The sequence below is a fragment of the Streptomyces sp. NPDC047043 genome (assembly GCF_040644055.1).
Taxonomy (GTDB): Bacteria; Actinomycetota; Actinomycetes; order Streptomycetales; family Streptomycetaceae; genus Streptomyces.
Genome location: NZ_JBEYVO010000002.1, coordinates 355,011 through 376,740, shown reverse-complemented (window position 1 = coordinate 376,740; position 21,730 = coordinate 355,011). Strand labels below are relative to the sequence as shown.

Sequence of the window (21,730 nt, the reverse complement as noted above, 5' to 3'; positions counted from 1 at the left end):
AGACCGTCCCGTGAAGGTCGGCTGCATCGGACTCGGCGACATCGCGCAGAAGGCCTACCTTCCGGTGCTCGGCGGCCTTCCCGGGATCGAGCTGCACCTGCAGACCCGCACCCCCGCCACGCTCGCCCGGGTCGGCGACAGCCTCCGTGTCCCGCGGGAGCAGCGGCACGCGGATCTCGACGCCCTGCTCGCCCAGGACCTCGACGCCGCCTTCGTGCACGCGCCCACCTTCGTGCACCCGGAGATCGTGACCCGGCTGCTGGAGGCGGGCGTGCCGACGTACGTCGACAAGCCGCTCGCCTACGAACTCGCCGACTCCGAGCGGCTGGTGGCGCTCGCCGAGGAGCGGAACGTCAGCCTGGCCGTCGGCTTCAACCGACGCTTCGCGCCCGGGTACGCCCAGTGCGCGGACCATCCGCGCGAGCTGATCCTGATGCAGAAGAACCGGATCGGGCTGCCGGAGGAGCCCCGCACGATGATCCTCGACGACTTCATTCATGTCGTGGACACGCTGCGTTTTCTGGTGCCGGGGCCGGTCGACGACGTGACGGTACGCGCGCGCGTGGAGGGCGGGCTGCTGCATCACGTCGTGCTGCAGCTGTCCGGGGACGGCTTCACCGCGCTGGGTGTGATGAACCGGCTCAGCGGTTCGGCCGAGGAGATCCTCGAGGTGTCCGGGCAGGACACCAAGCGTCAGGTGCTCAACCTCGCCGAGGTGATCGACCACAAGGGCCAGCCGACCGTGCGGCGGCGCGGCGACTGGGTGCCGGTGGCGCGGCAGCGCGGCATCGAGCAGGCGGTGCTGGCCTTCCTCGACGCGGTGCGCGCGGGCAAGGTGCTCAGCGCCCGGGACGCGCTGGCGACTCACGAACTGTGCGAGCGGGTGGTACGTGCGGTGCAGGACCGGGCCGCCTGAGGCGGACGGCTCGTATGCCCTCGACCGCGCAGCACACGGCGAGGATCAGGAGCGCGCCGTGCACCGGCCAGTCGCCGTGGCGGGCGTACGGGGTGACGCCGTGGGCCAGTGGAATGTCATATACCACTGACCTGCTGTCGCCCGTACCGAGCCACGAGCCGATCCGATGCCCGCTCGCGTCATACACCGCCGAAACCCCGGTCAACGTCGCATGCACCATGGGCCGCCCGGTCTCGGCAGCGCGCAGTGCGGCGAGCGAGGCGTGCTGCTCCGGGGCCCAACTGTGCTGGAACGTCGAGGTCGCGGACTGGGCTATCAGCAAATCGGCGCCGTCCTGGGCGAGATGACGGCTCATGTCGGGGAAGGCCGACTCGAAGCAGACCATCGGGCCGACGCGCAGGCCGTGCCCGACGTTCATGATCACCTGCTGCGAGCCGCGCCTGCGGTCCTCGCCGGCCGCCTTGCCGACGGAGGTCGCCCAGCCGAGCACGGAGCGGAAGGGGACGTACTCGCCGAAGGGTACGAGCCGCATCTTGTCGTAGCGGTCGCCGGTGAGGCCGTCCGGGCCGACGAGCACCGAACTCTTGTAGATGCCGGGTTTGTCGGAGCGGCGGGCGTCGACGTTGACCAGGATGTCGGAGCCCGTCTCACGGGAGAGCGCCGCTATCCGCCGGGCGAGGTCGGGCCGGTCGCCGAGGTCGAAGCCGACGCTGCTCTCGCCCCAGACGATCAGGTCGACGCCCTGTCCGGCGAGCTTGCGGGTGAGCTGTTCCTCGCGGTCGAAGCGTGCGTCGGCGCCGTCCATGACGCCGGGTTGTACGACGGCGATCCGCGTCCGGCCGTCGACGTCCGGGAGCGGTGACCACACCCAGGCCGCCGAGGTGACCGCGGCGGTCGCGACGAGTCCCGCCACGGCCGGCACCCGGGACTCACGCACCGACACCAGCACGGCCACCGAGACGTTGACGACCACCACCAGGAAGCTGAGCAGCCACACCCCGCCGACCGAGGCGAGCCGCAGCGCGGGCTCCACCTCCCACTGGCTCGACCCGATCATGCCCCAGGGGCCGCCGAGCCCCTGCCAGGAGCGCACGAGCTCGGCCATCAGCCAGGCCGACGGCAGCACGAGGAGGGCGGCCAGACCCCGCCCCGGCCCGGGCACCCCGCCCAGGAAGCGGCGCACGAGCCAGCCCCACGGGGCCCACAGGGCGCCCAGCAGCGCGGCGATGAGAAAGATGAACACGTGCAGGCTCGGCAGCAGCCAGTGGTGCACGGCCACCATGTAGCCGAACCCGCCCCACCAGCCGTCGTACGCGGCGCGTTTCCCGGTCGGCGCGGAGCGGACCAGCACGATCCAGGGGACCAGGGCGACGTAGGCGAACCACCACAGGGACGGCGCGGGGAACGCGAACACGGGCAGGGCGCCGGCGAGCGCTGCGAGCGCCGAGCGCCGCCACGGGGAGGCGAGCCAGTGACCGAAGGTCTTCATACGGCACCTCCCTACCCGGCGGCTGGCTCCAGTGTGCGTGCTTCCGGTGATCTCGGCCAGGGGGCTCATCTCGGCCAGGAGGTCCGGATTCAGCCGCCCGCGGGCGCGGAGTGCGGCTCGGGCAGCCGGCGCCACTTCTCCTGTACGACCACCTCGCGCAGCCGCCAGCCGTCGTGGGTGCGCAGCAGGCCGAAGCGGTAGCGGCCGCCGCACACGAAGTCGGGCGCGGCCGATTCTCCGCCGTCCTTGGCGAACCGCATCGGGTTGACGTAGTCGGCCTGCACGCGCGCGGTGTCGCCGACGTCCTGCTCCAGGGGCCCGAACCGCACCCGGCGGTTGACGATCAGGTGCTGCCGCATCGGGAACAGCAGCATGCTCTCGGCGAGCCACTCGGCGACCTTCCCCGCGGCCCCCTCGATACCGCCGGCCGAGCGGTAGTCCGCGCGCCCGTCGGGCGTGAACAGCCCCCGGTACGCCCTCCAGTCGCCGTCGTCCACCGCCACCGCGTAGTCGGTGACCAGCTCGTCGACGGCCAGCCGGTCCATGACGGTCGCCAGCTCCACTCGCTGTGTCATCGGCTCAGTGTTGGGCATGGGACGGGCCGGGCCAAGAGGCGTGCGGCGACCCGTGCGATGCGAACGGCGGGCGCGAGCGCGGAAGTTGGCAGGTTCGCCGCCAACATCCCTTCCTATACTGGCCGGATGATCGACGTTCCGCTCAGCGCGCTCGAAGTGGCCATGGTCCAGGCGGGCGCCCGGGCCGCGGACACGCTACGGGACACCGCCGAGTTCGCCCGGCGCCTGGACGACCTCGGCTACCTGCGGCTCTGGTACGCCGAGCATCACCACTCCCCGGCCATTGGCGCGTTTCCGCCGGTCGTCCTGACCGCGCACGCCGCCGCCTCGACGTCGTCGATCCGTCTCGGCTCCGGGGGTGTGCTCGCCCCGAACCACGCCCCGATCATGCTGGCGGAGCAGTTCGGCACACTGGCCGCGCTGCACCCGGACCGGATCGACCTCGGCATCGGCCGCGGCCCCGGCACCTTCGACGAGCCGACGGCGCGGGCACTGCGGCGCGGGGCCGGGCCCGCGACGGACGACGAGTACCGCGACGACGTGGCGGAGACGCTGCGTTTCCTGGTGGACGAGGTCGCGCTGGGCCCGCTGCCGGAGCCGTGGCTGCTGGCGTCGAGCACGGCCGGTGCGGCGCTCGCCGCGGAACTCGGGCTGCCCCTCGCCTTCGCCCACCACATCCGCCCCGACAACACCCTCGCCGCGCTCGATCACTACCGCGAGCATTTCTCGCCCTCCCGCTGGTGCGGGCGTCCCCGCGTGCTGGTCTGCGTGGAAACGGTGTGCGCCGAGACGCAGGAGGAGGCGGTCCACCTCGCGGGCCCGATGGACGTCGTCAAGGCCGGACTGCTCAAGGGGCGGGGAGACATTCCCTTCCCGACGCCCGAGGAGGCGGCCGCCCACTCGTTCACTCCGGAGGAGGCACGGGCGTTGACGGGCTTCCGCGCCCAACAGGCCCACGGCTCACCGGAGATCGTGGACAAGCGTCTGAGGGAGCTGGTGGACGTGACGGGTGCGGACGAGCTCATGCTGGTGACGCCGGTCTATGCGCTGGCCGACCGACTGAGGTCGTACGAACTCGTCCGGCAGCACGTCATGCTGCCCACGGCGCCACAACTGCCGTAGCAGAGGGTCTTCTTCAGGCAGCCTCGATGACGTCGCTCCGGATCGCCGCCGCCCACTCGACCACCAACAGCTCGTACTCCGCGCGCTCCTGAGCCGAGAGGGAACCGCCCGCGCGCATCCACAGGGCACGGATCTGCTCGTTCACCTCGGCAGCAGAGCGCACGGAACCACGGGTCACGGAATCGGGGGACATGTGTACAAGCCTAGGGGCAAGCACTGACAGTGCGCTACCGGATGGCTACTGAGGACGTATGTGATTGGTCACGGATTTTCGTGGCGGTCCTGTGCGGGGCGGTTTAACTCCCGCATCGCGGCGCGGTGTTGAAGCACCGTCACTTCTGTTGCTCGGCCCACACCCGTGACCAGTCCAGCAGGGGCCGCATCGCAGTGACCAGGTCGGCGCCGAGCGGTGTGAGGTGCCAGGTCGACTCGGAGGTCGGGGCTGTGATGCCCGCCTCGCGCAGCTCGGTCAGCCGGGTGGACAGGACGCTGGAGGACATGCCGTCGCAACGGCGTTGCAGGTCCCGGAAGCCGATCGGGTCGCCGTGCTGATGGAGTTCCCAGATCACGCGCAGCGTCCAGCGCCGGCCCAGCAGGTCCAGCGCGGCCATGACGGGACGGCCGGTGGTGGATCCGCGTACGGGGCGGCCGGGAGTGGGCGCCGATCCCAACTGGCCTCCTCTCGGTTCGATCCGCACCGCGGTGCGTCATCGGGGTGCGTCGCTCATGAATGTTCCCCCTTCACCCTTGCGCTTCGATTTCAGAAGCGCAAGAGTCGGTGGGCATGAAACAGCGCATCGACGGCGTCACGCCGCCCTACACCCCGGAAGCCGACCGCGCGTTGCACCGGTGGATGCCTCCGGGCGTCGACCGTGAACCCCTGATGCTCTTCAAGGTCCTGGAACGCCACCCCGAACTCGCCTCACGCATGCGGGCGTTGGGCGCGGGCCTCCTCGTCCACGGCCGACTGTCCGACGCGGACCGCGAACTCGTGATCGCCCGCGTCTGTGCCCGGAGCGGCTGCGGCTACGAGTGGGGTGTGCACATGGCGGCGTACGCCGAAGTGGCCGGTCTCACGCCGCGGCAGATCACCCTGACCGCGACCGGCACCCCCGACGACCCGGCCTGGTCGTCCCGCCAGACGGCCCTGCTCCGCGCCGTCGACGAACTGCACACCGGCTCGCGGCTGACCGACGAGGCATGGTCAGGCCTGCGCCAGCACCTCGACGAACGCGAGGCCCTGGAATTCCTCGTCCTCGCCGGCTGGTACCGCACGATCGCCTACGTGGCGAACGGCACGGCGATCGACCCTGAACCCTCGGCGCTCGCCCTGCCCGAAGAGCAGGTCAGCCCGCCGACTCCGCCGCGTGCGGGCTGAGCGCGCCCGCCGAGACCAGGGCGATGATCACGATGCCGAGCGCGATGCGGTACCAGACGAACGGCATGAAGCTCTTGTGGGAGATCCACTTCATGAACCACGCGATGACGGCGTATCCGGTCGCGAAGGCGATCACCGTCGCGAACAGGGTCGGGCCCCATGAGACATGGTCGCTCTCCAGCGCGTCCTTGGTCTCGAACAGGCCCGAGGCCAGCACCGCGGGGATCGCGAGCAGGAAGGAGTAGCGGGCCGCGGCCTCGCGCTTGTAGCCCATGAACAGGCCGCCGCTGATGGTGGCACCCGAGCGGGAGACGCCGGGGACGAGGGCCGCCGACTGGCACAGGCCGAAGATCAGGCCGTCCTTCACGCCCAGGTTCTCGAGGGTCTTGCGCTGCTTCGGCGCCCGGTGGCGGCCGCCGGTCTCGTCGCGTGCCGCCAGCCGGTCGGCGATGCCGATGACCACGCCTATGACGATCAGCATGGTCGCGGTGATCCGCAGATCGCGGAACGGCCCCTCGATCTGGTCCTTGAACAGCAGCCCCAGCACACCGATCGGGATCGAGCCGACGATCACCAGCCAGCCCATCTGCGCGTCGTGGTCCTTGCGCATCTCCTTGTTCGCCAGCGAACGCGCCCACGCCGAGATGATCCGCCCGATGTCCTTGCGGAAGTAGATGAGCACGGCTGCCTCCGTGCCGATCTGCGTGATCGCCGTGAAGGCCGCGCCCGGGTCCTTCCAGCCGGAGAAGGCCGCGGTCAGCCGCAGATGCGCGCTGGAGGAGACGGGAAGGAACTCGGTCAGCCCCTGGACGAGTCCGAGGACGAGGGATTCAAACCAAGACATGAAGTTACGGAGTCCAAGTGCTGATGGAGGAAGGGGCGCCGGGCGTACCGCGCCGCCGGGCACGGTGATCGCCGCCGCCGGGCGCGGAGATCACACGGCAGCGTAGCGTCCCCGGACGACAGGCCCGGCACAGGGGTTTCGCAGGCGGCCGGCGGCCTCGGCGTTTGTGGTGTTGACCGGCCACGGGGGCGGAGCTTACTTTTCACCGGAGGGGAAAGCGCTTGCTGCGTGAGTTGCCTGCTTGTCGGGTGAGTGCTTGCTGTTCTTCCTCGCCGGCTCGTCGTCCCCGGAGGAGTGCTGATCAGGTCCATGTCCACGTCCGAGACCCGCCCAGGGGCGTCCCGGCCTCCCTCCGCCCCGCTCACCGGCCGCCGTATCCGGGCGGCGCTCGTCGGCACCGGTGCCATCGGGCGGGGCTCGCACCTGTCCGCGCTGGCCAAGCTCGCGGAGGAGGGCGAGACGGAGGTCGTCGCCGCGATTGACATCGATGCCACCGCGGTCGAGGAGTTCTGCCGGACGGCCGGGATCCCGCACGCGTACACCGACCTGGAGCAGATGCTGCGCGAGCAGCAACCGGACCTGGTGAGCATCTGCACCCCGCCGACACTGCACCGCGACCAGACCATCGCCGCGCTGCGTGCCGGGGCGTGGGTGTGGTGCGAGAAGCCGCCGGTGCCGACGCTCGCCGACTACGACGCAGTGGAGGCCGAGGAGGGCAAGGACGGCGGCCCGTACGCCTCGATCGTCTTCCAGCACCGCTTCGGCTCGGGTTCGAAGCACGTACGACGTCTGCTCGCCGAGAAGGCCATGGGCCGGCCGCTCGTCGCGCACTGCCAGACCACCTGGTACCGCGACACCGCCTACTACGCCGTGCCCTGGCGCGGCCGTTGGGCGACCGAGGGCGGCGGGCCGGCGATGGGACACGGCATCCACCAGATGGACCTCCTGCTGGACCTGCTCGGCCCGTGGAGCGAGGTGCGCGCGATGGCCGGGCGCCTGGTGCACGACGTGGAGACCGAGGACGTCTCCACCGCCCTGGTCCGCTTCGAGAACGGCGCCCTGGCGACGATCGTCAACAGCGTCCTGAGCCCCGACGAGGTCAGCCGCATCCGCATCGACTGCGAGCGCGCCACCGTCGAACTGACCCACCTCTACGGCCACAGCAACGCGAACTGGCGCATCACCCCCGCCCCGGACGTGTCCGGCGACGAGGTCGCCGCCTGGCAGGACTTCGGCGCGGACGTACCGAGCTCGCACCTGGAGCAGCTGCGGGAGCTGGTCGCGAGCATGCGGGCGGGGGAGCGGCCGCGCAGCAGCGGCGCGGACGGGCGCACCAGCCTGGAGCTGATCGCCGCGCTGTACAAGTCGGCATTCACGGACGCGACGGTGAGGGCGGGCGAGATCGGCCTGGGCGATCCCTTCTACACGGCCATGCACGGCAACACCCCCGGCTGGGCACCCGCTCCCGTCGTCGCCGAGGAGGTCTCCGCATGACCGGCCTGCGCCTCGTCCACGCCCACGGCGACCGGATCACGATCACCGAACCGTCCACCGGCGTCGAGCTGCTCAGCTACGTCTACGCCCCGGAGGCGGCCTGGGAGTCGCCGAAGCCGTACGTCCACCCCCTGCGCACCCTGGCCGGCGACGTCGTCACCGACTACCGGCCCAACGACCACCGCTGGCACAAGGGCCTGCAGCTGACGGCCTCGCATCTGTCGGGCGCCAACCTGTGGGGCGGCAACTCGTACATCCACGGTGAGGGCTACCTCGAACTCCCCGAGCGCGTCGGCTCGATGGCCCACGTGTCCTTCGACGAGGTGGCGGTCCGTGACGATCGTGTCGTCATCGCGGAGCGGCTGACCTGGCATCCGTACAACGGCGAACTGTGGGTCGACGAGGAGCGCCGGATCGAGATCCACGACGTCGACCGGGAGTCCGGCTCCTGGGCGCTGACCTGGACGAGTGCCGTCACCAACCGCCGTGACGAGCCGCTGCTGTTCGGCAGTCCGACCACCGCGGGGCGTGAACTGGCGGGCTACACCGGCCTGTTCTGGCGCGGCCCGCGTGCCTTCCGCGACGGCCGGATCATCGGCCCCGAGTCCGAGGGTCCGGGCCTGATGGGCGAACAGGCGCCCTGGCTCGCCTACTCCGGCGAACACGACGGCACCGACGGCCACGCCACCCTCGTCTTCGCGCACGCCCCCGAGAACGATCACGACGGCTCCCAAGGGACGCACCCCGCCCACTGGTTCGTGCGCAACGAGCCGTTCGCCGCGGTGGCCCCCTCCTGGGCGTTCTACGACGAACTGGAACTCGCCCCCGGCGACACGCTCACCCGCCGCTACCGCGTCGTCGTGGCGGACGGGGCCTGGGAGCGGGAGGAGATCGCCAAGTACCTGGAGGCGCATCCGTGGTGAACGGTTTCACGGGGTTGCCCGGCGGAGTGGCCGTCTCGCACCTGTCCGTCTACGACTGGCCCGCCGCCGACGGCGTCTGCGGCGGAACTCCCCATATGCACCTGACCTGTTCGGAGGGGTACGTCGTCACCGGCGGCCGGGGCGCGGTGCAGACGCTCACGACGTCCGGGTACGAGGTCACGCCCCTCGTACCCGGCACAGTCGCCTGGTTCACGCCGGGCACCATCCACCGGCTGGTCAACGAGGACGACCTGCGCATCACGGTGCTGATGCAGAACAGCGGGCTGCCGGAGGCGGGCGACGCGGTGCTGACGCTGCCGCCGCAGTACCTGACCGACCCCGGGACGTACACCGCCGCGACCAGGATCCCGACGGACGCACCGGAGGAGGAGCAGGCCCGCGTCGCCCGGGCCCGCCGTGACCTGGCCCTGGAGGGCTACCGCGCCCTGCGCGACGCGGACGGCCCCGCACCGCTGGCCGCCTTCCACCGCGCCGCCGCGGCACTGGTACGCCCTCGTCTCGCCGAGTGGCGCGAGCGCTGGCAGCGGGGCGCCGAGGCGGCCGCGGCGGCGACGGGGGAGCAGCTGGACCGCCTCGAGAAGGGCGACGCCGGCCACCTCGCGGACGCTGTCGTACGGGCCGAACTGCCTTCGGCGTACGGGAAGTTCGGGATGTGCGGGCGGTTGGACGTGTACCAGGGCCCCTAAGCGGCGGGCGTGAGGGGCGCGACCGGCGAACCGGCGGCGAGAGCCCTGCTCTGCAGCGTGGTGATGCGCTGGATCACGAGCACCACGAGGACCGCCGCGGCGATTTCGAGGACCTCCGCCACCACCAGGAGGGGCAGCGAGGTCCCGCCGCCGAGCTGGGACGCCGCGGTGAGCACGGTGTGCCCGGCCCACGCCGCCCACCAGACGTTGACCAGGACCTCGTCGCGGCCCGTCGTTGTCGTGTCGGCGCTGCTCGCGCGCTGTACCTCGAGGACCAGCCCCCGCGGGACCCACAGGTTGACCATCGGGATCAGCCAGGCGAGGACGGCCCATGCGCCGGATCCCGTGACGGCGCCGGGGGAGAGCACCTGTGCGTTGCGCCGGCAGCGGCTGAACCACACCAGGAAGAGCACGATCGCCGCGGTCGTCAGGTACACGAACACCATCGACGCGAACCCCGACCTGTTGAGCGACGCGTCTGTCGGGTGCAGGCGGTGAGCCCTGACGGCCAGGGCCCGGAAGACGTCCGCGACTGCCGCCACGGGTATGACGGCCTGCGTGCACCGGGCGAGCGGCAGTGGCGCCTTGCTGAGGGGACTGTTCACAGCGGGAGCATAGGGGCGCCTGTGCCCGCCCGACGTCGACGTTTACCTGAACATGACCATGCTCAGGCCGCTGTCGGACCCGTCACCGTCCAGCCCGTGGCCTGCGGGTGGGCGGTCAGGTCCTCGTGCCGCACCGCCTCGCCGCACGCCCGGCAGGTGACAACGGGGACCAGTTCGTTGCCGCAGATGTGCTCGATCACCATGGGGCGGTCGCCGTCCTTGCGCAGGTGGCGGTCGCCCCACTCCATCAGGGTCATCAGGACCGGCTCCAGTTCGAGCCCCGCACGGGTCGGCCGGTATTCGAAGCGCTGCGGCCGCTCGCTGTAGACGCGCTTCGTCAGGATCCCGGCGTCCACGAGCCGCCGCAGCCGGGTGGTCAGGACGTCGCGCGGGGCGCCGATGTTGCGCACCAGCTGGTCGAAGCGGCCGTTGCCCAGGCACACCTCCCGCAGGACGAGCAGGGAGTACTTCTCGCCGACGAGCGCCAGGGCGTCGGCGATGGAACAGGGGCGCGGGTCTTTGGTGGCGGCCATGACGCCCAGTCTAGGAGAGGGTTTGATTTTCCAACCCGCTCGGTTATGGTGAGTTTGGATTTCCTACTCACCGGTAGTCCCTGGCAGTTGTCCGGCAGTTGTCGTGGAGGCCGCACCATGCGTGACGCAGTGATCGTCGAAGCCGTACGCACCCCGATAGGCAAGGGCAAGCCGAACGGCTCCCTCGCGCACGTCCACCCCGTCGAGCTCCTCGCCCACACCCTGCGCACCCTCGTCGACCGCTCCGGCGTCGACCCGGCGCTGATCGACGACGTCATCGGCGGCACCGTCGACCAGGTCGGCGAGCAGGCCATGAACACCACCCGCTACGCGGTCCTGTCGGCGGGCTTCCCCGACTCGGTCCCGGCGACCACGGTGGACCGCCAGTGCGGCTCCTCCCAGCAGGCCGTGCACTTCGCGGCGCAGGGCGTCATGTCGGGGGCGTACGACCTCGTCGTCGCCTGTGGTGTCGAGTCGATGAGCCGCGTACCGATGTGGTCGAACGTGCCGCCCGGCAAGGACCCCTTCGGACCCGGAGTCGCCGAGCGCTACCCGGAGGGCCTGGTCCCGCAGGGCATCAGCGCCGAGCTGATCGCCGCCAAGTGGTCGATCACCCGCGAGCAGATGGACGCCTTCGCCGTCGCGTCGCATCGGAAGGCCGCCGCGGCCTGGCAGCAGGGTCTCTTCGACGCCGAGGTCGCGCCCCTGGAGGGTGTCACGCGCGACGAGTGCGTAAGGCCGAACAGCACCACCGAGGTCCTGGCCGGACTCCGGCCCGCCTACCACGACCCGGCGTTCGCCGAGCGCTTCCCGCAGATCGAGTGGAACGTCACCGCGGGCAATGCCAGCCCCGTCAACGACGGCGCCTCCGCCGTGCTGATCACGTCCAGTGAGACCGCCGCCCGGCTGGGGCTGCGCCCGCTCGCCCGGCTGCACAGCTTCTCCGTCACCGGCTCCGACCCGCTCCTGATGCTCACCGGCGTCATCCCGGCGACCGAGAAGGTGCTGCGCAGGGCCGGTCTTACCCTCGGCGACATCGACCTGTTCGAGGTCAACGAGGCGTTCTCCAGCGTCGTCCTGGCCTGGCAGCAGGAGACCGGCGCCGATCTCGCCAAGGTCAATGTGCACGGCGGCGCGATCGCCATCGGGCACCCGCTCGGCGCGAGCGGCACCCGGCTGACCACGACCTTGGTGCACGCCATGCGCGCGCGTGGAGCGCGTTACGCCCTGCAGACGATGTGCGAGGCGGGCGGACTGGCCAACGCGATGATCCTGGAAGCCGCGTAGGCGGTCAGCAGCCCCGGATGTGGTGCCGCTTGCGCCATGCCACCACCGTGCCGACCAGGGCCGGCAGGGCGATGCAGGCCATCGCGATCAGGAAGGCCGGGGACGTCGGCGACGAGGCGCGGGCGCCGGCGACGACGTACGCGGCGGTGTTCGGGATCGAGCCGAGGGCCGTCGCGAGCAGGAAGGGCACCCAGCCCATGCGGGAGACGGCGGCGCAGTAGTTCGCGGCCCAGAACGGCACCCCGGGGAAGAGCCGGGCCGCCATCATCGAGCGGAAGCCGTGCCGGCTGAGCTGCCCGTCCGCCGCCTTCAGCAGCCGGCCCCGCAGCAGCGGACGCAGCGCGTCCTGCCCGAGCACCCGGCCCAGGCCGAAGGCGATTCCGGCCCCGAGCACCGTGCCCGCCAGGGCCGTGCCTATGCCCATCTGGGAGCCGAACAGTGCGCCCCCGGCGAGGTTCAGCAGCGGCCGCGGCACGAACGCGACCGTGCACAGTCCGTAGGCCCCCGCGAACACCATGGCCGCCGCGGCTCCGCCGAGCTGCGGCGGCCAGCCGTGCGCCAGCAGCCGCTGCGGCTCGAAGAGCAGCACCGCGCTCGCGGCGGCCGCGAGCAGGACGACGAGCAGGGACAACCGCGACCACGGCGAGAGCAGCACGCGCGTGCAGCGCGCGCCGAGGCCCTGTGGAGCCGGGACGGGTACGGCGACGGCGAGCTCCGTGGCGGCGGCCCGGGGAGAGGCCGTGGCGGTGCCCCCAGAGCGGGTGGTGGCATCGAGCATCCGGTGACACTAACCGACCAATGTGTGTGATCGCCGTATGGTTCGTCCCATGGGCGTCACAGATGCGGGCATCGTGGACGTGCCGTTCAGCACACTCGCCGACACCGTGCTGGAGCGGCTCACCGCCACGTACGCCGCCGCGGCCGACCCCGGGCGAGCCGCGCCCATGCGGGCGTACATGAAGGACGTGGCCCCCTTCCTGGGCCTGACCACACCCGTCCGCAGGGCCCTGTCCCGCACCGTCGTGGAGGGCCTGCCCCGCCCCGACGAGGTCGACTGCACCGCGATCGCCCTGCGCTGCTGGCAGTTGCCCGAACGCGAGTACCACTACTTCGCCGTGGACTATCTGCGCCGCCACGCACGCGCGTGCTCCTCCGGCTTCCTCCCGGTGGCCCGGCACCTCGTCACCACCGTCTCCTGGTGGGACACGGTCGACGCGCTCGCGGCGCACACGGTGGGCGCCCTGGTCACGGCCGACCCGAAGCTCACGGCCGACATGGACCGCTGGATCGTGGACGACGACCTGTGGGTCGCCCGCACCGCCCTGCTGCACCAGCTGCGCTACAAGGAACGCACCGACACCGAACGCCTCTTCGGCTACTGCCTGCGCCAGTCCGCACACCCCGACTTCTTCATCCGCAAGGCCATCGGCTGGTGTCTGCGCGAGTACGCCAAGACCGACCCCGAGGCCGTACGGGCGTTCCTGGCGCGGGAGCGTGGGCGGTTCGCGCCGCTGTCGGTGCGGGAGGCGCTGAAGAACATCGGGGCGTGAACCGGCCCCCGGGGGAAAAACCATTCGACGCCGGGCAAAGCGTCGGCAATGATCGACGTCATGTTCCGGTACGCCTTCCACCTCGCAGCATCCGCGGTCGCGGATGCCCCGAAGGCTGCCGTTCCCGTACTCGTCGCCGCAGTCGACGGCGCCCGAAGCTGACCCTCTCCGGATCGTCCGGCGGACCCCGCAGGGGGAGGGTCGGCGAGTCCTTGGGGTCCCCATCTCTCTCCTGACGAAGAGGCTTCGAGGTATCGCCATGCCCAAGACGGCTTACGTGCGCACCAAACCACATCTGAACATCGGCACCATGGGTCACGTCGACCACGGCAAGACCACCCTGACCGCCGCCATCACCAAGGTGCTGGCCGAGCGCGGCACCGGCACGTTCGTGCCGTTCGACCGCATCGACCGCGCCCCGGAGGAGGCCGCGCGCGGCATCACCATCAACATCGCGCACGTCGAGTACGAGACCGACACCCGCCACTACGCGCACGTGGACATGCCGGGCCACGCCGACTACGTCAAGAACATGGTCACCGGTGCCGCGCAGCTCGACGGGGCGATCCTCGTCGTCTCCGCGGTCGACGGGATCATGCCGCAGACCGCCGAACACGTGCTGCTCGCCCGGCAGGTGGGCGTCGACCACATCGTCGTCGCGCTCAACAAGGCCGACGCGGGCGACGAGGAGCTCACCGACCTCGTCGAGCTGGAGGTCCGCGAGCTGCTCACCGCGCAGGGTTACGGCGGCGACTCCGTACCCGTCGTACGGGTCTCGGGGCTCAAGGCGCTGGAGGGCGACCCGCGGTGGACGGCGTCCATCGAGGCGCTGCTCGACGCGGTGGACACGTATGTGCCCATGCCCGAGCGGTACTTGGACGCGCCGTTCCTGTTGCCGGTCGAGAACGTGCTCACGATCACCGGCCGGGGGACGGTGGTCACGGGCGCGGTCGAGCGCGGTGTCGTCCGCGTGGGCGACCGGATCGAAGTGCTCGGCGCCGGGCTGGAGACCGTCGTCACCGGCCTGGAGACCTTCGGCAAGCCCATGGAGGAGGCGCAGGCCGGCGACAACGTGGCGCTGCTGCTGCGAGGCGTTCCCCGGGACGCGGTGCGGCGCGGGCATGTGGTGGCCGCGCCGGGCAGTGTGGCGCCCAGTCGCCGCTTCTCCGCGCGGGTGTACGTGCTGTCGACGCGCGAGGGCGGGCGTACGACACCGGTGTCGACGGGGTACCGCCCGCAGTTCTACATCCGGACCGCGGACGTGGTCGGTGACGTCGACCTCGGCGCGGTGGCGGTCGCGCGGCCCGGGGAGACGGTCACCATGACCGTCGAGCTGGGGCGTGAGGTTCCTCTGGAGCCCGGGCTCGGGTTCGCCATTCGTGAGGGCGGACGGACCGTCGGAGCCGGGACCGTGACAGCCCTCGTGTGAGGGCGGCCGAAGTGTGCGGGGGACTGCCGGCCGGCTGTGGCCGGCCGCGCGGTTCCCCGCGCGCCTTCGGGGCACTGCAGGGGCCCACAATGAAGCTGTGACCGAACCCATACCCGTGACCAGGACCGTCGACCACGGCACCGCCAAGCTGATGCCCGACGTCGACCGGAAGCGGGCCTGGCTGCTGACCGTCGACGGGGCGCCGCAGTCGTACGTGGATCTGGACGAGCCGGAGCACCTGGAGTTCGAGTACGCGCGGCGGCTCGGGCATGTACTGGACATCGTCGCGGAGCCGGGGAGTCCACTGGACGTGCTGCACCTCGGCGGGGGCGCGCTCACCCTGCCCCGGTACCTGGCGGCGACCCGGCCCGGCTCCCGGCAGGACGTCGTCGAGGCGGACCGGGCCCTGCTGGAGCTGGTCGTGGAGCACCTGCCGCTGCCGGACGGCGCCGCCATCACCCTGCACACCGCCGACGCCCGCGCCTGGCTGGAATCCGCCCCCGCACACTCCGCGGACGTGCTCGTCGCCGACGTCTTCGGCGGCTCCCGCGTCCCGGCGCACCTCACCACCCTCGCCTACGCCCGCGAGGCCGACCGCGTACTGCGCCACACGGGCGTCTATCTGGCCAACCTCGCCGACGCCGCGCCCTTCGCCTTCCTCCGCTCCCAACTCGCCACCTTCGCGGCGGTGTTCGAGGAGCTCGTGCTGATCGCCGAACCGGCCGTCCTGCGCGGCCGCCGCTTCGGCAACGCGGTGCTCGCCGCCGCGCACCATCCCCTGGACGCGGTGGCCCTGGCCCGCCTCACGGCGGGCGACGCCTTCCCGGCCCGGGTCGAATACGGGCCGGGCATCCGGGAGTTCACCCGCGGCGCCCGACCGGTACGGGACGAGGACGCCGTACCGTCACCCGAGCCCCCCGACGGGGCGTTCGGCATCGGGTGAACCGCACGCACAGGGACGCCGCGAGCGGCATCTCCAACTGACCGTCCCCGCTTACCGGTTGCCGCTCACCCCGTCGGATCCTCGCCCGACAGCCGCACCGTGCTCATGATCTTCAGGATGGTCGTGTCGGGGACCTCGCCCTTGACGCCGGTCGCGGCGTAGAGGTTCCAGGCCACGAAGTCCCCGGCCGAGTTCTTGAAGCCGAACGAGATGGCCTTGCCGTCGCTGGCGCACTTCGACTTGCCGATCTCCGGGCTGTTCTTCGACCGGGCCCAGGCGTAACTGCCCGAGATGCCGGAGGTCGTCGTGAACTTCTTGGCCGTCTTGTCGAAGGTGATGCTCTTCTTGTCCGGCTGCGTGTACCCGCCGAAGACCCACCACGGCACCTGGTTCACGGCGACCTCGTCGGTGTTCTTCGCGCCGTCCGCGCCCTTGGTACCCACCGCGGCGAGCGCGGTGTCGTCCGTCTTGCCGTCCTTGTCGTCGTCGGACGTGCACCACTTGGACTTGTAGTACGCCGGTGCCGACATCGTGATCAGCGGCTTGCTGCCGGCGTCCTTGCTCTTGTCCTCGAAGCCGATCAGCGTGCCGGGGGAGTCGACCTCCCAGTCGGCCGGTACGTCGAAGGCGGTGCCCCACTTGGGGTTCACCACGACCTTCCAGCCGGCGATGGTCGCCTTCGCGGTGTCGCCGCCGCGCGGGTTGTCGTCCGCCGCCGACGCGGAGTCGCTCGGGCTCACCGACGCGGAGGGCGACTGGCGCACCTTCTTGCCCGAACCACCGTCCGCCTTGTCGTCCTTGTCGCCCCCGAGCACCAGGAAGCCGGTGACGCCGGCGGCCACGACCACGGCCGTGGCCGCCACGATCGCGACCAGTTTCGTTCTGTTGCCGCCACCGCCGCTCGGCGGCTGCGGCGCCCCGGCCGGATCCGGCGGGCCCCACTGCGGCTGCTGCGCATAGGAGTTGGGCTGCTGCTGGAATCCGGGCTGCTGATACGGATTCGGCTGCTGGTATCCCGGCTGCTGGTACGGGTTGTTCGGCGCCTGGGGGTTCTGCCCCTGCGCGTTCTGCTCGCCCCCGGGCGGCTGCTGTCCTGGCCACATGTGCAGTCACCCTAGTGCCGCCGGGGACACGATTCGGTCACTGCGGTTCGTCAGGGCCGTAGCGAATCAGGAGTCCTCGGGGGGTGTGTAGAGCCGTACGGTGCTCAGGACCTTCCTGACCGTGGCGTCCGGGACCTCCTCGCCCACGCCCCTTGCGCCCACGAACGACCAGGACGCCAGATCGCCCGCGGCGTTCTTGAAGGCGAAGGTCGTCGCCTTTCCGTCCGAGGCGCACTTGTGCAGTTTCTTCACACCCGACGACCGGGACGTGGCGACGCTGCCGGTGAGTCCGGAGGCCGTGGTGAAGGAGGTGACGGGTCCGGTCGTGACCTTCTTGTGGTCCGGCTGGGTGTAGCTGCCGTAGACCCAGGTCGCCGAGTCCGCGCGGGCGATCTCAGCGGTGTTCTTCGCGCCGTTGTTCCGCCGGGTGCCCGCGCTCGCCAGGGACGTGTAGTCGACCTTGCCGTCCTTGTCGTCGTCGGCCCCGCACCACTGCTGCTTGAGGACCGCGGGTGCCTTCATGGCGACCAGGGGCGTGTCGTCGGGATCGTCGTTCTCCGAGACGTACGAGACCCAACTCGGCGACTGGGGCGCCCAGTCGGCCGGAACGTCGAAGAGGACACCCAGCTGTGGGTTGGCCACGACCTTCCAGCCGGCGATGGTCGGTTTCGTGCCGTCGGACGCCCGCGGGTTCCCGCTGCCGGAAGCCTGCGGACTCGCCGAACCAGTCGGATCGGGATCCGCCCGGTCGTCGCTGCCGCCGGTCAGCAGGACGGCTCCGGTCACGGCGGCGGTCACCACGACCACCGTGGCCGCGACAAGAGCGACCACCTTCGTACGGCGCCCCGCACCACGCGTCTCGGGCAGCGCCGGAGCGGTCGGGGCCTGCCACGGCTGCTGCTGGTACGGGTTGGGCTGCTGGTATCCGGGCTGCCGGTACGGATTGGCGTCCTGCTGCTGATCGGGCCGGCCCCCGGGCGACTGCTCTCCTGGCCACATGGGCCGTAAGGATACGACGATCATCGAACGGCGCCGGGAGCGGCTCTGGCCAGCCGAGGCTACTCGCGGGTAACCTTGCCGTCATGAGCGCAGACCAGATGTCGATCGGCGAGATGCTCGCCGCCACCGTGCCGATGGCCCGGACCCTGAACCTGGAGTTCCTGGAGACCACGCCGGAGAAGGCGGTCGTGGCCCTGCCGGACCAGGGCGAGTACCACAACCACGTGGGCGGGCCGCACGCCGGAGCGATGTTCACGCTCGGGGAGACCGCCAGCGGGACGGTCGTGCTGGCCGCGTTCGGGGAACAGCTCGCGCGTGCGGTGCCGCTCGCGGTGAGCGCCGAGATCGCGTACAAGAAGCTCGCGATGGGAGTCGTCACCGCCACCGCGGTCCTCGGCCGCCCGGCCGCCGAGGTCGTCGCCGAGCTGGACGCCGGGGGTCGCCCCGAGTTCCCGGTGATGATCGAGATCCGCCGCGGGGACGGTGCCGTGACCGGCGAGATGACGGTCGTCTGGACGCTCCGCCCGAACGGCTGAGAGCCGCTGCCGCCGAGGGCCCGGGTCACCCGAGACGTGACCCGGGCCCTCGGCGTGCATCGCCGTGTGCTCAGGCCGCGAGCTGCCTCCGGCCGGTCACCGTTTCGCCCTCCAGTCCCGCCACGAACTCCTTGAGCCAGGCCACGAATTCGGGGCCCAGGTCGTCGCGGTCGCAGGCCAGGCGGACCACCGTGCGCAGATAGTCGGCCTTGTCGCCGGTGTCGTAGCGCAGGCCGTCGAAGACGACCCCGTGCACCGTGCCGCCCGCGGCGAGTTCCTGGAGCGCGTCGGTCAGCTGGATCTCGCCGCCGCGGCCGGGCGGGGTGCGCTCCAGGGTGTCGAAGACGGCCGGGTCGAGGACGTAGCGGCCGATGACGGCGTAGGCGCTGGGGGCGTTCTCGCGCGACGGCTTCTCCACCAGGCCCGTGACCCGCACCACGTCGTCCTCGCCGGTCGCCTCCACGGCCGCGCAGCCGTAGAGGTGGATCTGCTCCGGCGGGACCTCCATCAGGGCCACGACGCTGCCGGAGTACTGGTCCCGGACGTCGAGCATCCGGCTGAGCAGCGTCTCTCGCGGGTCGATCAGGTCGTCGCCGAGCAGGACCGCGAAGGGCTGGTCGCCGACGTGCCGGCGGGCGCACAGCACCGCGTGTCCGAGGCCGAGGGGCTCGCCCTGGCGGATGTGGTGGATGTTGGCCAGCCGGGCCGGGTCGCGCACGGCGTCCAGACGTACCGCGTCTCCCTTGGCGGCCAGGGCCTGCTCCAGCTCGAAGGCGTTGTCGAAGTGGTCCTCGATGGCCCGCTTGTGCCGGCCGGTGACCATCAGCACGTCGTCCAGGCCGGCCGCGGCCGCCTCCTCGACGACGTACTGGATGGCCGGCTTGTCCACGACCGGCAGCATCTCCTTGGGAGTGGCCTTGGTCGCGGGCAGGAAGCGGGTGCCGAGTCCGGCGGCCGGGACGACGGCCTTGGTGACCGTGCGGGCGGTGGCGGGGGCGCTCGAAGCGTGGGGGGCGATCATGCGGCCCATGCTGGCGTACCGGTATGAGAGCTTCCCGAGAGAAACTTCGGAGCTCGCTGTGCGTCCGCACGCGGTGGAGATTTCGTGTGCCAACTGCCTTTCGGCGCACACAAGTTGGCGTTCATGCGCCGGTTATTTCGAATGAGGGTGCGGGTACCGCCGGTAACTTATCTGAAGTTACCGCGTTTTGAACTTGGGTCACTCGAACTCCTTGTTTCCTGTGCGTCAATTGTGCGAAAGTGAGCGGCCCTATAGCGGTCCCGGTACCCGACGCGCATAGGTATGCACCAATCAGGCACCTGCTTTCCGGTGGACGCATGCATTCCGTTTGTCGTCCTGCGGCTTGGAAGGAAATGGTTCAGTGCAATCCCCTTACCCCCCACGCCCGCCGTACCCGCCGCGGCCCGGATCGGGGCCGGCGGAGTCCGACCGCAATCTGGTCGCACAGCTGGGCCCGGGCGTCGAGGGCGCCCGGGCGGGCGCTCTGCTGCTGGCGCGGCACTGGCAGGCGACGTACGACTACGCAGTCATATGCCTTGTCTCCGGGGAGAGTCCGGCGTCGATGGCGGGCGCCGCGGCGTTCCACCGGGTGCTCGGGAGGCCGGCCGGCGGTGCGCTGCGTCCGCAACTGCTCACGGTCGTACGGGAGACGGTCAAGGAGTGGGCCGCGGACGACGGTATTTCCGCTCTCCTGCCGGAACTCCGCAAACCGACCGGCGGTCGCGGACTGCGTGCCGCACGGTCCGTGACGCCCGAAAGGCGACAGCTCGCCGAGCGGGCATTCCGGGCCCTTCCGGGTGCTTCGCAATGCCTGCTCTGGCATGTGGAGGTCGAGGCCGAACCCATAACCGTACCGGCTGGTCTGTTGGGGGTGGACGTGCCCACCGCGTCCGCGGCCCTCGAGCAGGCGCGCGAGCAATTCCGGACGGGCTGTGTACGCGCCCACCGGGAACTCGCGCCCGGCAAGGAATGCCGCTTCTACAACCGTCTCCTCGACGTCCCGATACGCCGGGGCGGCGCCCTGCTGCCCGATGTCCAGCAGCATCTGACGGAGTGCCGCTACTGCCGTCACGCCGCGGAACAGCTCAGCCATTTCGAGGGCGGGCTGGAGGAACTCCTCGCCGAGACCGTGCTCGGCTGGGGTGCCCGGCGCTATCTCGACTCCCGCCCCGGCCGCGGCGGGGACCGCACGACGCCGGCCGGACGCGGCGGCAAACGGCCCTGGGGTGCCGGCGCGCGCTCCGGGGGCGGCGGACGGCACCGTCCCGCCGTGTCGCGCAGGCACACCAAGGCCGTGGCCGTGGGCATCGGCGTGACGACCCTCGCGCTGCTCGCCACCGTTCTCGCCACCAGGAGCTGGTCCGACGACAACGGTGTCCCCGACCCGCACGCCACCTGGGGGGCGCAGAGCAGCAGCACCCTTCGCCCGTCGACGTCCGCGAACGACACCTCGTCGGCGGGGTCGCCGTCGGCCGCCTCCGCGGGACAGCCCGTCGAGGTCGGCCGCGGCAGGCTCCGCAACGCCTCCGCCGGGCTCTGCCTCGACGTCGACGGCGGCCGGGTCGAGTCCCGCGCCGCGGCCGTGCTGGCGGCATGCTCGTCCGCCGTGTCCCAGCAGTGGTCGTACCAGGACGACGGGCTGCTGCGCAGCGGCGCCGACCCCACCCTGTGCCTGGCCTCCGACGCCGGCCGGCGCTCGGTGGTCCTGGCCGGCTGCGTCGTGCACGCGGGCGAGGTCCGCTACGACCTCACGGTCCGCGGCGAACTCCTGCTGCGCGGCGGCAAGGGGCTGCTGGTCGCGCCCGGGAAGGGCAAGGGCGTCACGGTGGCCGAACGGGACGGATCCGCCGCCCAGCGGTGGATGCTCGAGGTCGAGGACGGCGCGGGTCTCACGGAGAAGAAGGGCGAAGCGCAGAAGGGCGGTCGCCCACCAGCCCTGCAAGCCCCGAACATCCCCGACTCGCCCGACTCGCCCAATTCTCCCGGCACTTCCAGTGGCGCGCCGAAACCGCCGCCCGGCGGCCGGGCTCCGCAGCAGAAGCCCGAGGGGGAGCGGCACGAGGGGCCGTACGAGGAGCGGTTCGCCCCGGTCGACAGCGAGACCGCGCCCTCCCCGGCGCCCACCCCGCTACCGGTCCCGCTCGACGTGGTCCGCACGCGGCCGGCGCACGTACTGGACGCGGTCACCACCGCCCTCGGGCCCGCCCCGCGCTGAAGCGGACCCGCCCCGACGGGCCCATCCCGCACCGGGATGGGCCCGTCTTCGTTTCTTGTCG

23 protein-coding genes are annotated in these 21,730 nt (G+C 71.3%); 12 read left to right on the top strand and 11 right to left on the bottom strand.

Going from position 1 to position 21,730, the window contains the following annotated elements; genetic code table 11:
* Positions 1-10: 10 nt before the first annotated feature.
* Positions 11-916, top strand: coding sequence for a Gfo/Idh/MocA family oxidoreductase (locus ABZ880_RS04805; RefSeq protein WP_361256862.1), 906 nt, complete (start codon positions 11-13; stop codon positions 914-916).
* Here the strand turns inward: ABZ880_RS04805 and lnt are convergent.
* Positions 840-2,405 carry an apolipoprotein N-acyltransferase gene (gene lnt, locus ABZ880_RS04800; RefSeq protein ID WP_361256859.1) on the bottom strand — a complete coding sequence of 522 codons (1,566 nt, stop codon included), beginning with the start codon at positions 2,403-2,405 and terminating at the stop codon, positions 840-842. The two genes, ABZ880_RS04805 and lnt, sit on opposite strands and share 77 nt — an antisense overlap.
* Before the next feature lie 89 nt (positions 2,406-2,494).
* Positions 2,495-2,980 carry a nuclear transport factor 2 family protein gene (locus tag ABZ880_RS04795; protein ID WP_361256856.1) on the bottom strand — a complete coding sequence of 162 codons (486 nt, stop codon included), beginning with the start codon at positions 2,978-2,980 and terminating at the stop codon, positions 2,495-2,497.
* 126 nt (positions 2,981-3,106) lie between these two features.
* Here ABZ880_RS04795 and ABZ880_RS04790 point away from each other — a divergent pair, with 126 nt between their 5' ends.
* A complete protein-coding gene (locus ABZ880_RS04790; protein ID WP_361256853.1) occupies positions 3,107-4,102 on the top strand; it encodes an LLM class flavin-dependent oxidoreductase in 996 nt (331 codons plus the stop codon).
* Positions 4,103-4,115: 13 nt separating this feature from the next.
* On the opposite strand, the gene ABZ880_RS04785 is transcribed toward ABZ880_RS04790, so the two are convergent.
* Together ABZ880_RS04785 and ABZ880_RS04780 are read right to left on the bottom strand one after the other, a co-directional pair.
* Positions 4,116-4,295 (bottom strand): hypothetical protein, encoded by a 180-nt coding sequence (locus tag ABZ880_RS04785; RefSeq protein WP_361256850.1) that lies wholly within the window; start codon positions 4,293-4,295, stop codon positions 4,116-4,118.
* A 139-nt stretch (positions 4,296-4,434) separates the two neighbouring features.
* Positions 4,435-4,713 carry a helix-turn-helix domain-containing protein gene (locus ABZ880_RS04780; protein ID WP_361257107.1) on the bottom strand — a complete coding sequence of 93 codons (279 nt, stop codon included), beginning with the start codon at positions 4,711-4,713 and terminating at the stop codon, positions 4,435-4,437.
* Positions 4,714-4,886: 173 nt separating this feature from the next.
* Here ABZ880_RS04780 and ABZ880_RS04775 point away from each other — a divergent pair, with 173 nt between their 5' ends.
* On the top strand, positions 4,887-5,480 hold the full coding sequence (locus ABZ880_RS04775) for a carboxymuconolactone decarboxylase family protein (protein WP_361256847.1): 594 nt from the start codon (positions 4,887-4,889) through the stop codon (positions 5,478-5,480).
* Here the strand turns inward: ABZ880_RS04775 and ABZ880_RS04770 are convergent.
* Positions 5,449-6,324, bottom strand: coding sequence for an undecaprenyl-diphosphate phosphatase (locus ABZ880_RS04770; RefSeq protein ID WP_361256845.1), 876 nt, complete (start codon positions 6,322-6,324; stop codon positions 5,449-5,451). The two genes, ABZ880_RS04775 and ABZ880_RS04770, sit on opposite strands and share 32 nt — an antisense overlap.
* 309 nt (positions 6,325-6,633) lie before the next feature.
* On the opposite strand from ABZ880_RS04770, the gene ABZ880_RS04765 reads away from it, so the two are divergent.
* Genes ABZ880_RS04765 through ABZ880_RS04755 form a run of 3 tightly spaced genes read left to right on the top strand, consistent with a single transcriptional unit; the run spans position 6,634 to position 9,448 of the window.
* A complete protein-coding gene (locus ABZ880_RS04765) occupies positions 6,634-7,818 on the top strand; it encodes a Gfo/Idh/MocA family oxidoreductase (protein ID WP_361256842.1) in 1,185 nt (394 codons plus the stop codon).
* Positions 7,815-8,741 (top strand): PmoA family protein, encoded by a 927-nt coding sequence (locus tag ABZ880_RS04760; RefSeq protein WP_361256839.1) that lies wholly within the window; start codon positions 7,815-7,817, stop codon positions 8,739-8,741. The genes ABZ880_RS04765 and ABZ880_RS04760 overlap by 4 nt, the downstream gene beginning before the upstream one ends.
* Positions 8,735-9,448 carry a cupin domain-containing protein gene (locus ABZ880_RS04755; protein ID WP_361256836.1) on the top strand — a complete coding sequence of 238 codons (714 nt, stop codon included), beginning with the start codon at positions 8,735-8,737 and terminating at the stop codon, positions 9,446-9,448. Before ABZ880_RS04760 ends, ABZ880_RS04755 begins: the two co-directional genes overlap by 7 nt.
* Here ABZ880_RS04755 and ABZ880_RS04750 read toward each other — a convergent pair.
* On the bottom strand, positions 9,445-10,053 hold the full coding sequence (locus ABZ880_RS04750; RefSeq protein ID WP_361256833.1) for a DUF4328 domain-containing protein: 609 nt from the start codon (positions 10,051-10,053) through the stop codon (positions 9,445-9,447). The two genes, ABZ880_RS04755 and ABZ880_RS04750, sit on opposite strands and share 4 nt — an antisense overlap.
* Before the next feature lie 62 nt (positions 10,054-10,115).
* Positions 10,116-10,586, bottom strand: coding sequence for a helix-turn-helix domain-containing protein (locus tag ABZ880_RS04745; RefSeq protein ID WP_361256830.1), 471 nt, complete (start codon positions 10,584-10,586; stop codon positions 10,116-10,118).
* 117 nt (positions 10,587-10,703) lie between these two features.
* Here ABZ880_RS04745 and ABZ880_RS04740 point away from each other — a divergent pair, with 117 nt between their 5' ends.
* Positions 10,704-11,873 carry a thiolase family protein gene (locus ABZ880_RS04740; protein WP_361256828.1) on the top strand — a complete coding sequence of 390 codons (1,170 nt, stop codon included), beginning with the start codon at positions 10,704-10,706 and terminating at the stop codon, positions 11,871-11,873.
* 4 nt (positions 11,874-11,877) lie between these two features.
* Here the strand turns inward: ABZ880_RS04740 and ABZ880_RS04735 are convergent, their stop codons facing one another.
* Entirely contained in the window at positions 11,878-12,651 is a 774-nt protein-coding gene (locus tag ABZ880_RS04735; RefSeq protein ID WP_361256825.1) for a TVP38/TMEM64 family protein, read from the bottom strand.
* 49 nt (positions 12,652-12,700) lie between these two features.
* Between ABZ880_RS04735 and ABZ880_RS04730 the strand changes: the two genes are divergently transcribed.
* The 3 genes from ABZ880_RS04730 (at position 12,701) to ABZ880_RS04720 (ending at position 15,795) form a co-directional block, all read left to right on the top strand.
* The gene (locus ABZ880_RS04730; protein WP_361256822.1) at positions 12,701-13,423 is read left to right on the top strand and encodes a DNA alkylation repair protein; all 723 of its coding nucleotides are present in this window, start codon (positions 12,701-12,703) and stop codon (positions 13,421-13,423) included.
* Between the two features lie 259 nt (positions 13,424-13,682).
* Positions 13,683-14,852, top strand: coding sequence for an elongation factor Tu (tuf, locus tag ABZ880_RS04725; RefSeq protein WP_361256819.1), 1,170 nt, complete (start codon positions 13,683-13,685; stop codon positions 14,850-14,852).
* A 97-nt stretch (positions 14,853-14,949) separates the two neighbouring features.
* A complete protein-coding gene (locus ABZ880_RS04720) occupies positions 14,950-15,795 on the top strand; it encodes a fused MFS/spermidine synthase (RefSeq protein WP_361256816.1) in 846 nt (281 codons plus the stop codon).
* Between the two features lie 65 nt (positions 15,796-15,860).
* Here ABZ880_RS04720 and ABZ880_RS04715 read toward each other — a convergent pair whose 3' ends face one another.
* Positions 15,861-16,898 carry a hypothetical protein gene (locus ABZ880_RS04715; protein ID WP_361256813.1) on the bottom strand — a complete coding sequence of 346 codons (1,038 nt, stop codon included), beginning with the start codon at positions 16,896-16,898 and terminating at the stop codon, positions 15,861-15,863.
* Between the two features lie 66 nt (positions 16,899-16,964).
* On the bottom strand, positions 16,965-17,897 hold the full coding sequence (locus ABZ880_RS04710; protein ID WP_361256810.1) for a hypothetical protein: 933 nt from the start codon (positions 17,895-17,897) through the stop codon (positions 16,965-16,967).
* A 98-nt stretch (positions 17,898-17,995) separates the two neighbouring features.
* Here ABZ880_RS04710 and ABZ880_RS04705 point away from each other — a divergent pair, with 98 nt between their 5' ends.
* The gene (locus ABZ880_RS04705; protein WP_361257104.1) at positions 17,996-18,433 is read left to right on the top strand and encodes a DUF4442 domain-containing protein; all 438 of its coding nucleotides are present in this window, start codon (positions 17,996-17,998) and stop codon (positions 18,431-18,433) included.
* Between the two features lie 70 nt (positions 18,434-18,503).
* On the opposite strand, the gene galU is transcribed toward ABZ880_RS04705, so the two are convergent.
* Positions 18,504-19,454, bottom strand: a complete 951-nt coding sequence (gene galU / locus ABZ880_RS04700) for a UTP--glucose-1-phosphate uridylyltransferase GalU (protein ID WP_361256807.1) — start codon at positions 19,452-19,454, stop codon at positions 18,504-18,506.
* 361 nt (positions 19,455-19,815) lie between these two features.
* Here galU and ABZ880_RS04695 point away from each other — a divergent pair, with 361 nt between their 5' ends.
* Positions 19,816-21,669, top strand: a complete 1,854-nt coding sequence (locus ABZ880_RS04695; RefSeq protein WP_361256804.1) for a ricin-type beta-trefoil lectin domain protein — start codon at positions 19,816-19,818, stop codon at positions 21,667-21,669.
* Positions 21,670-21,730: the final 61 nt, after the last annotated feature.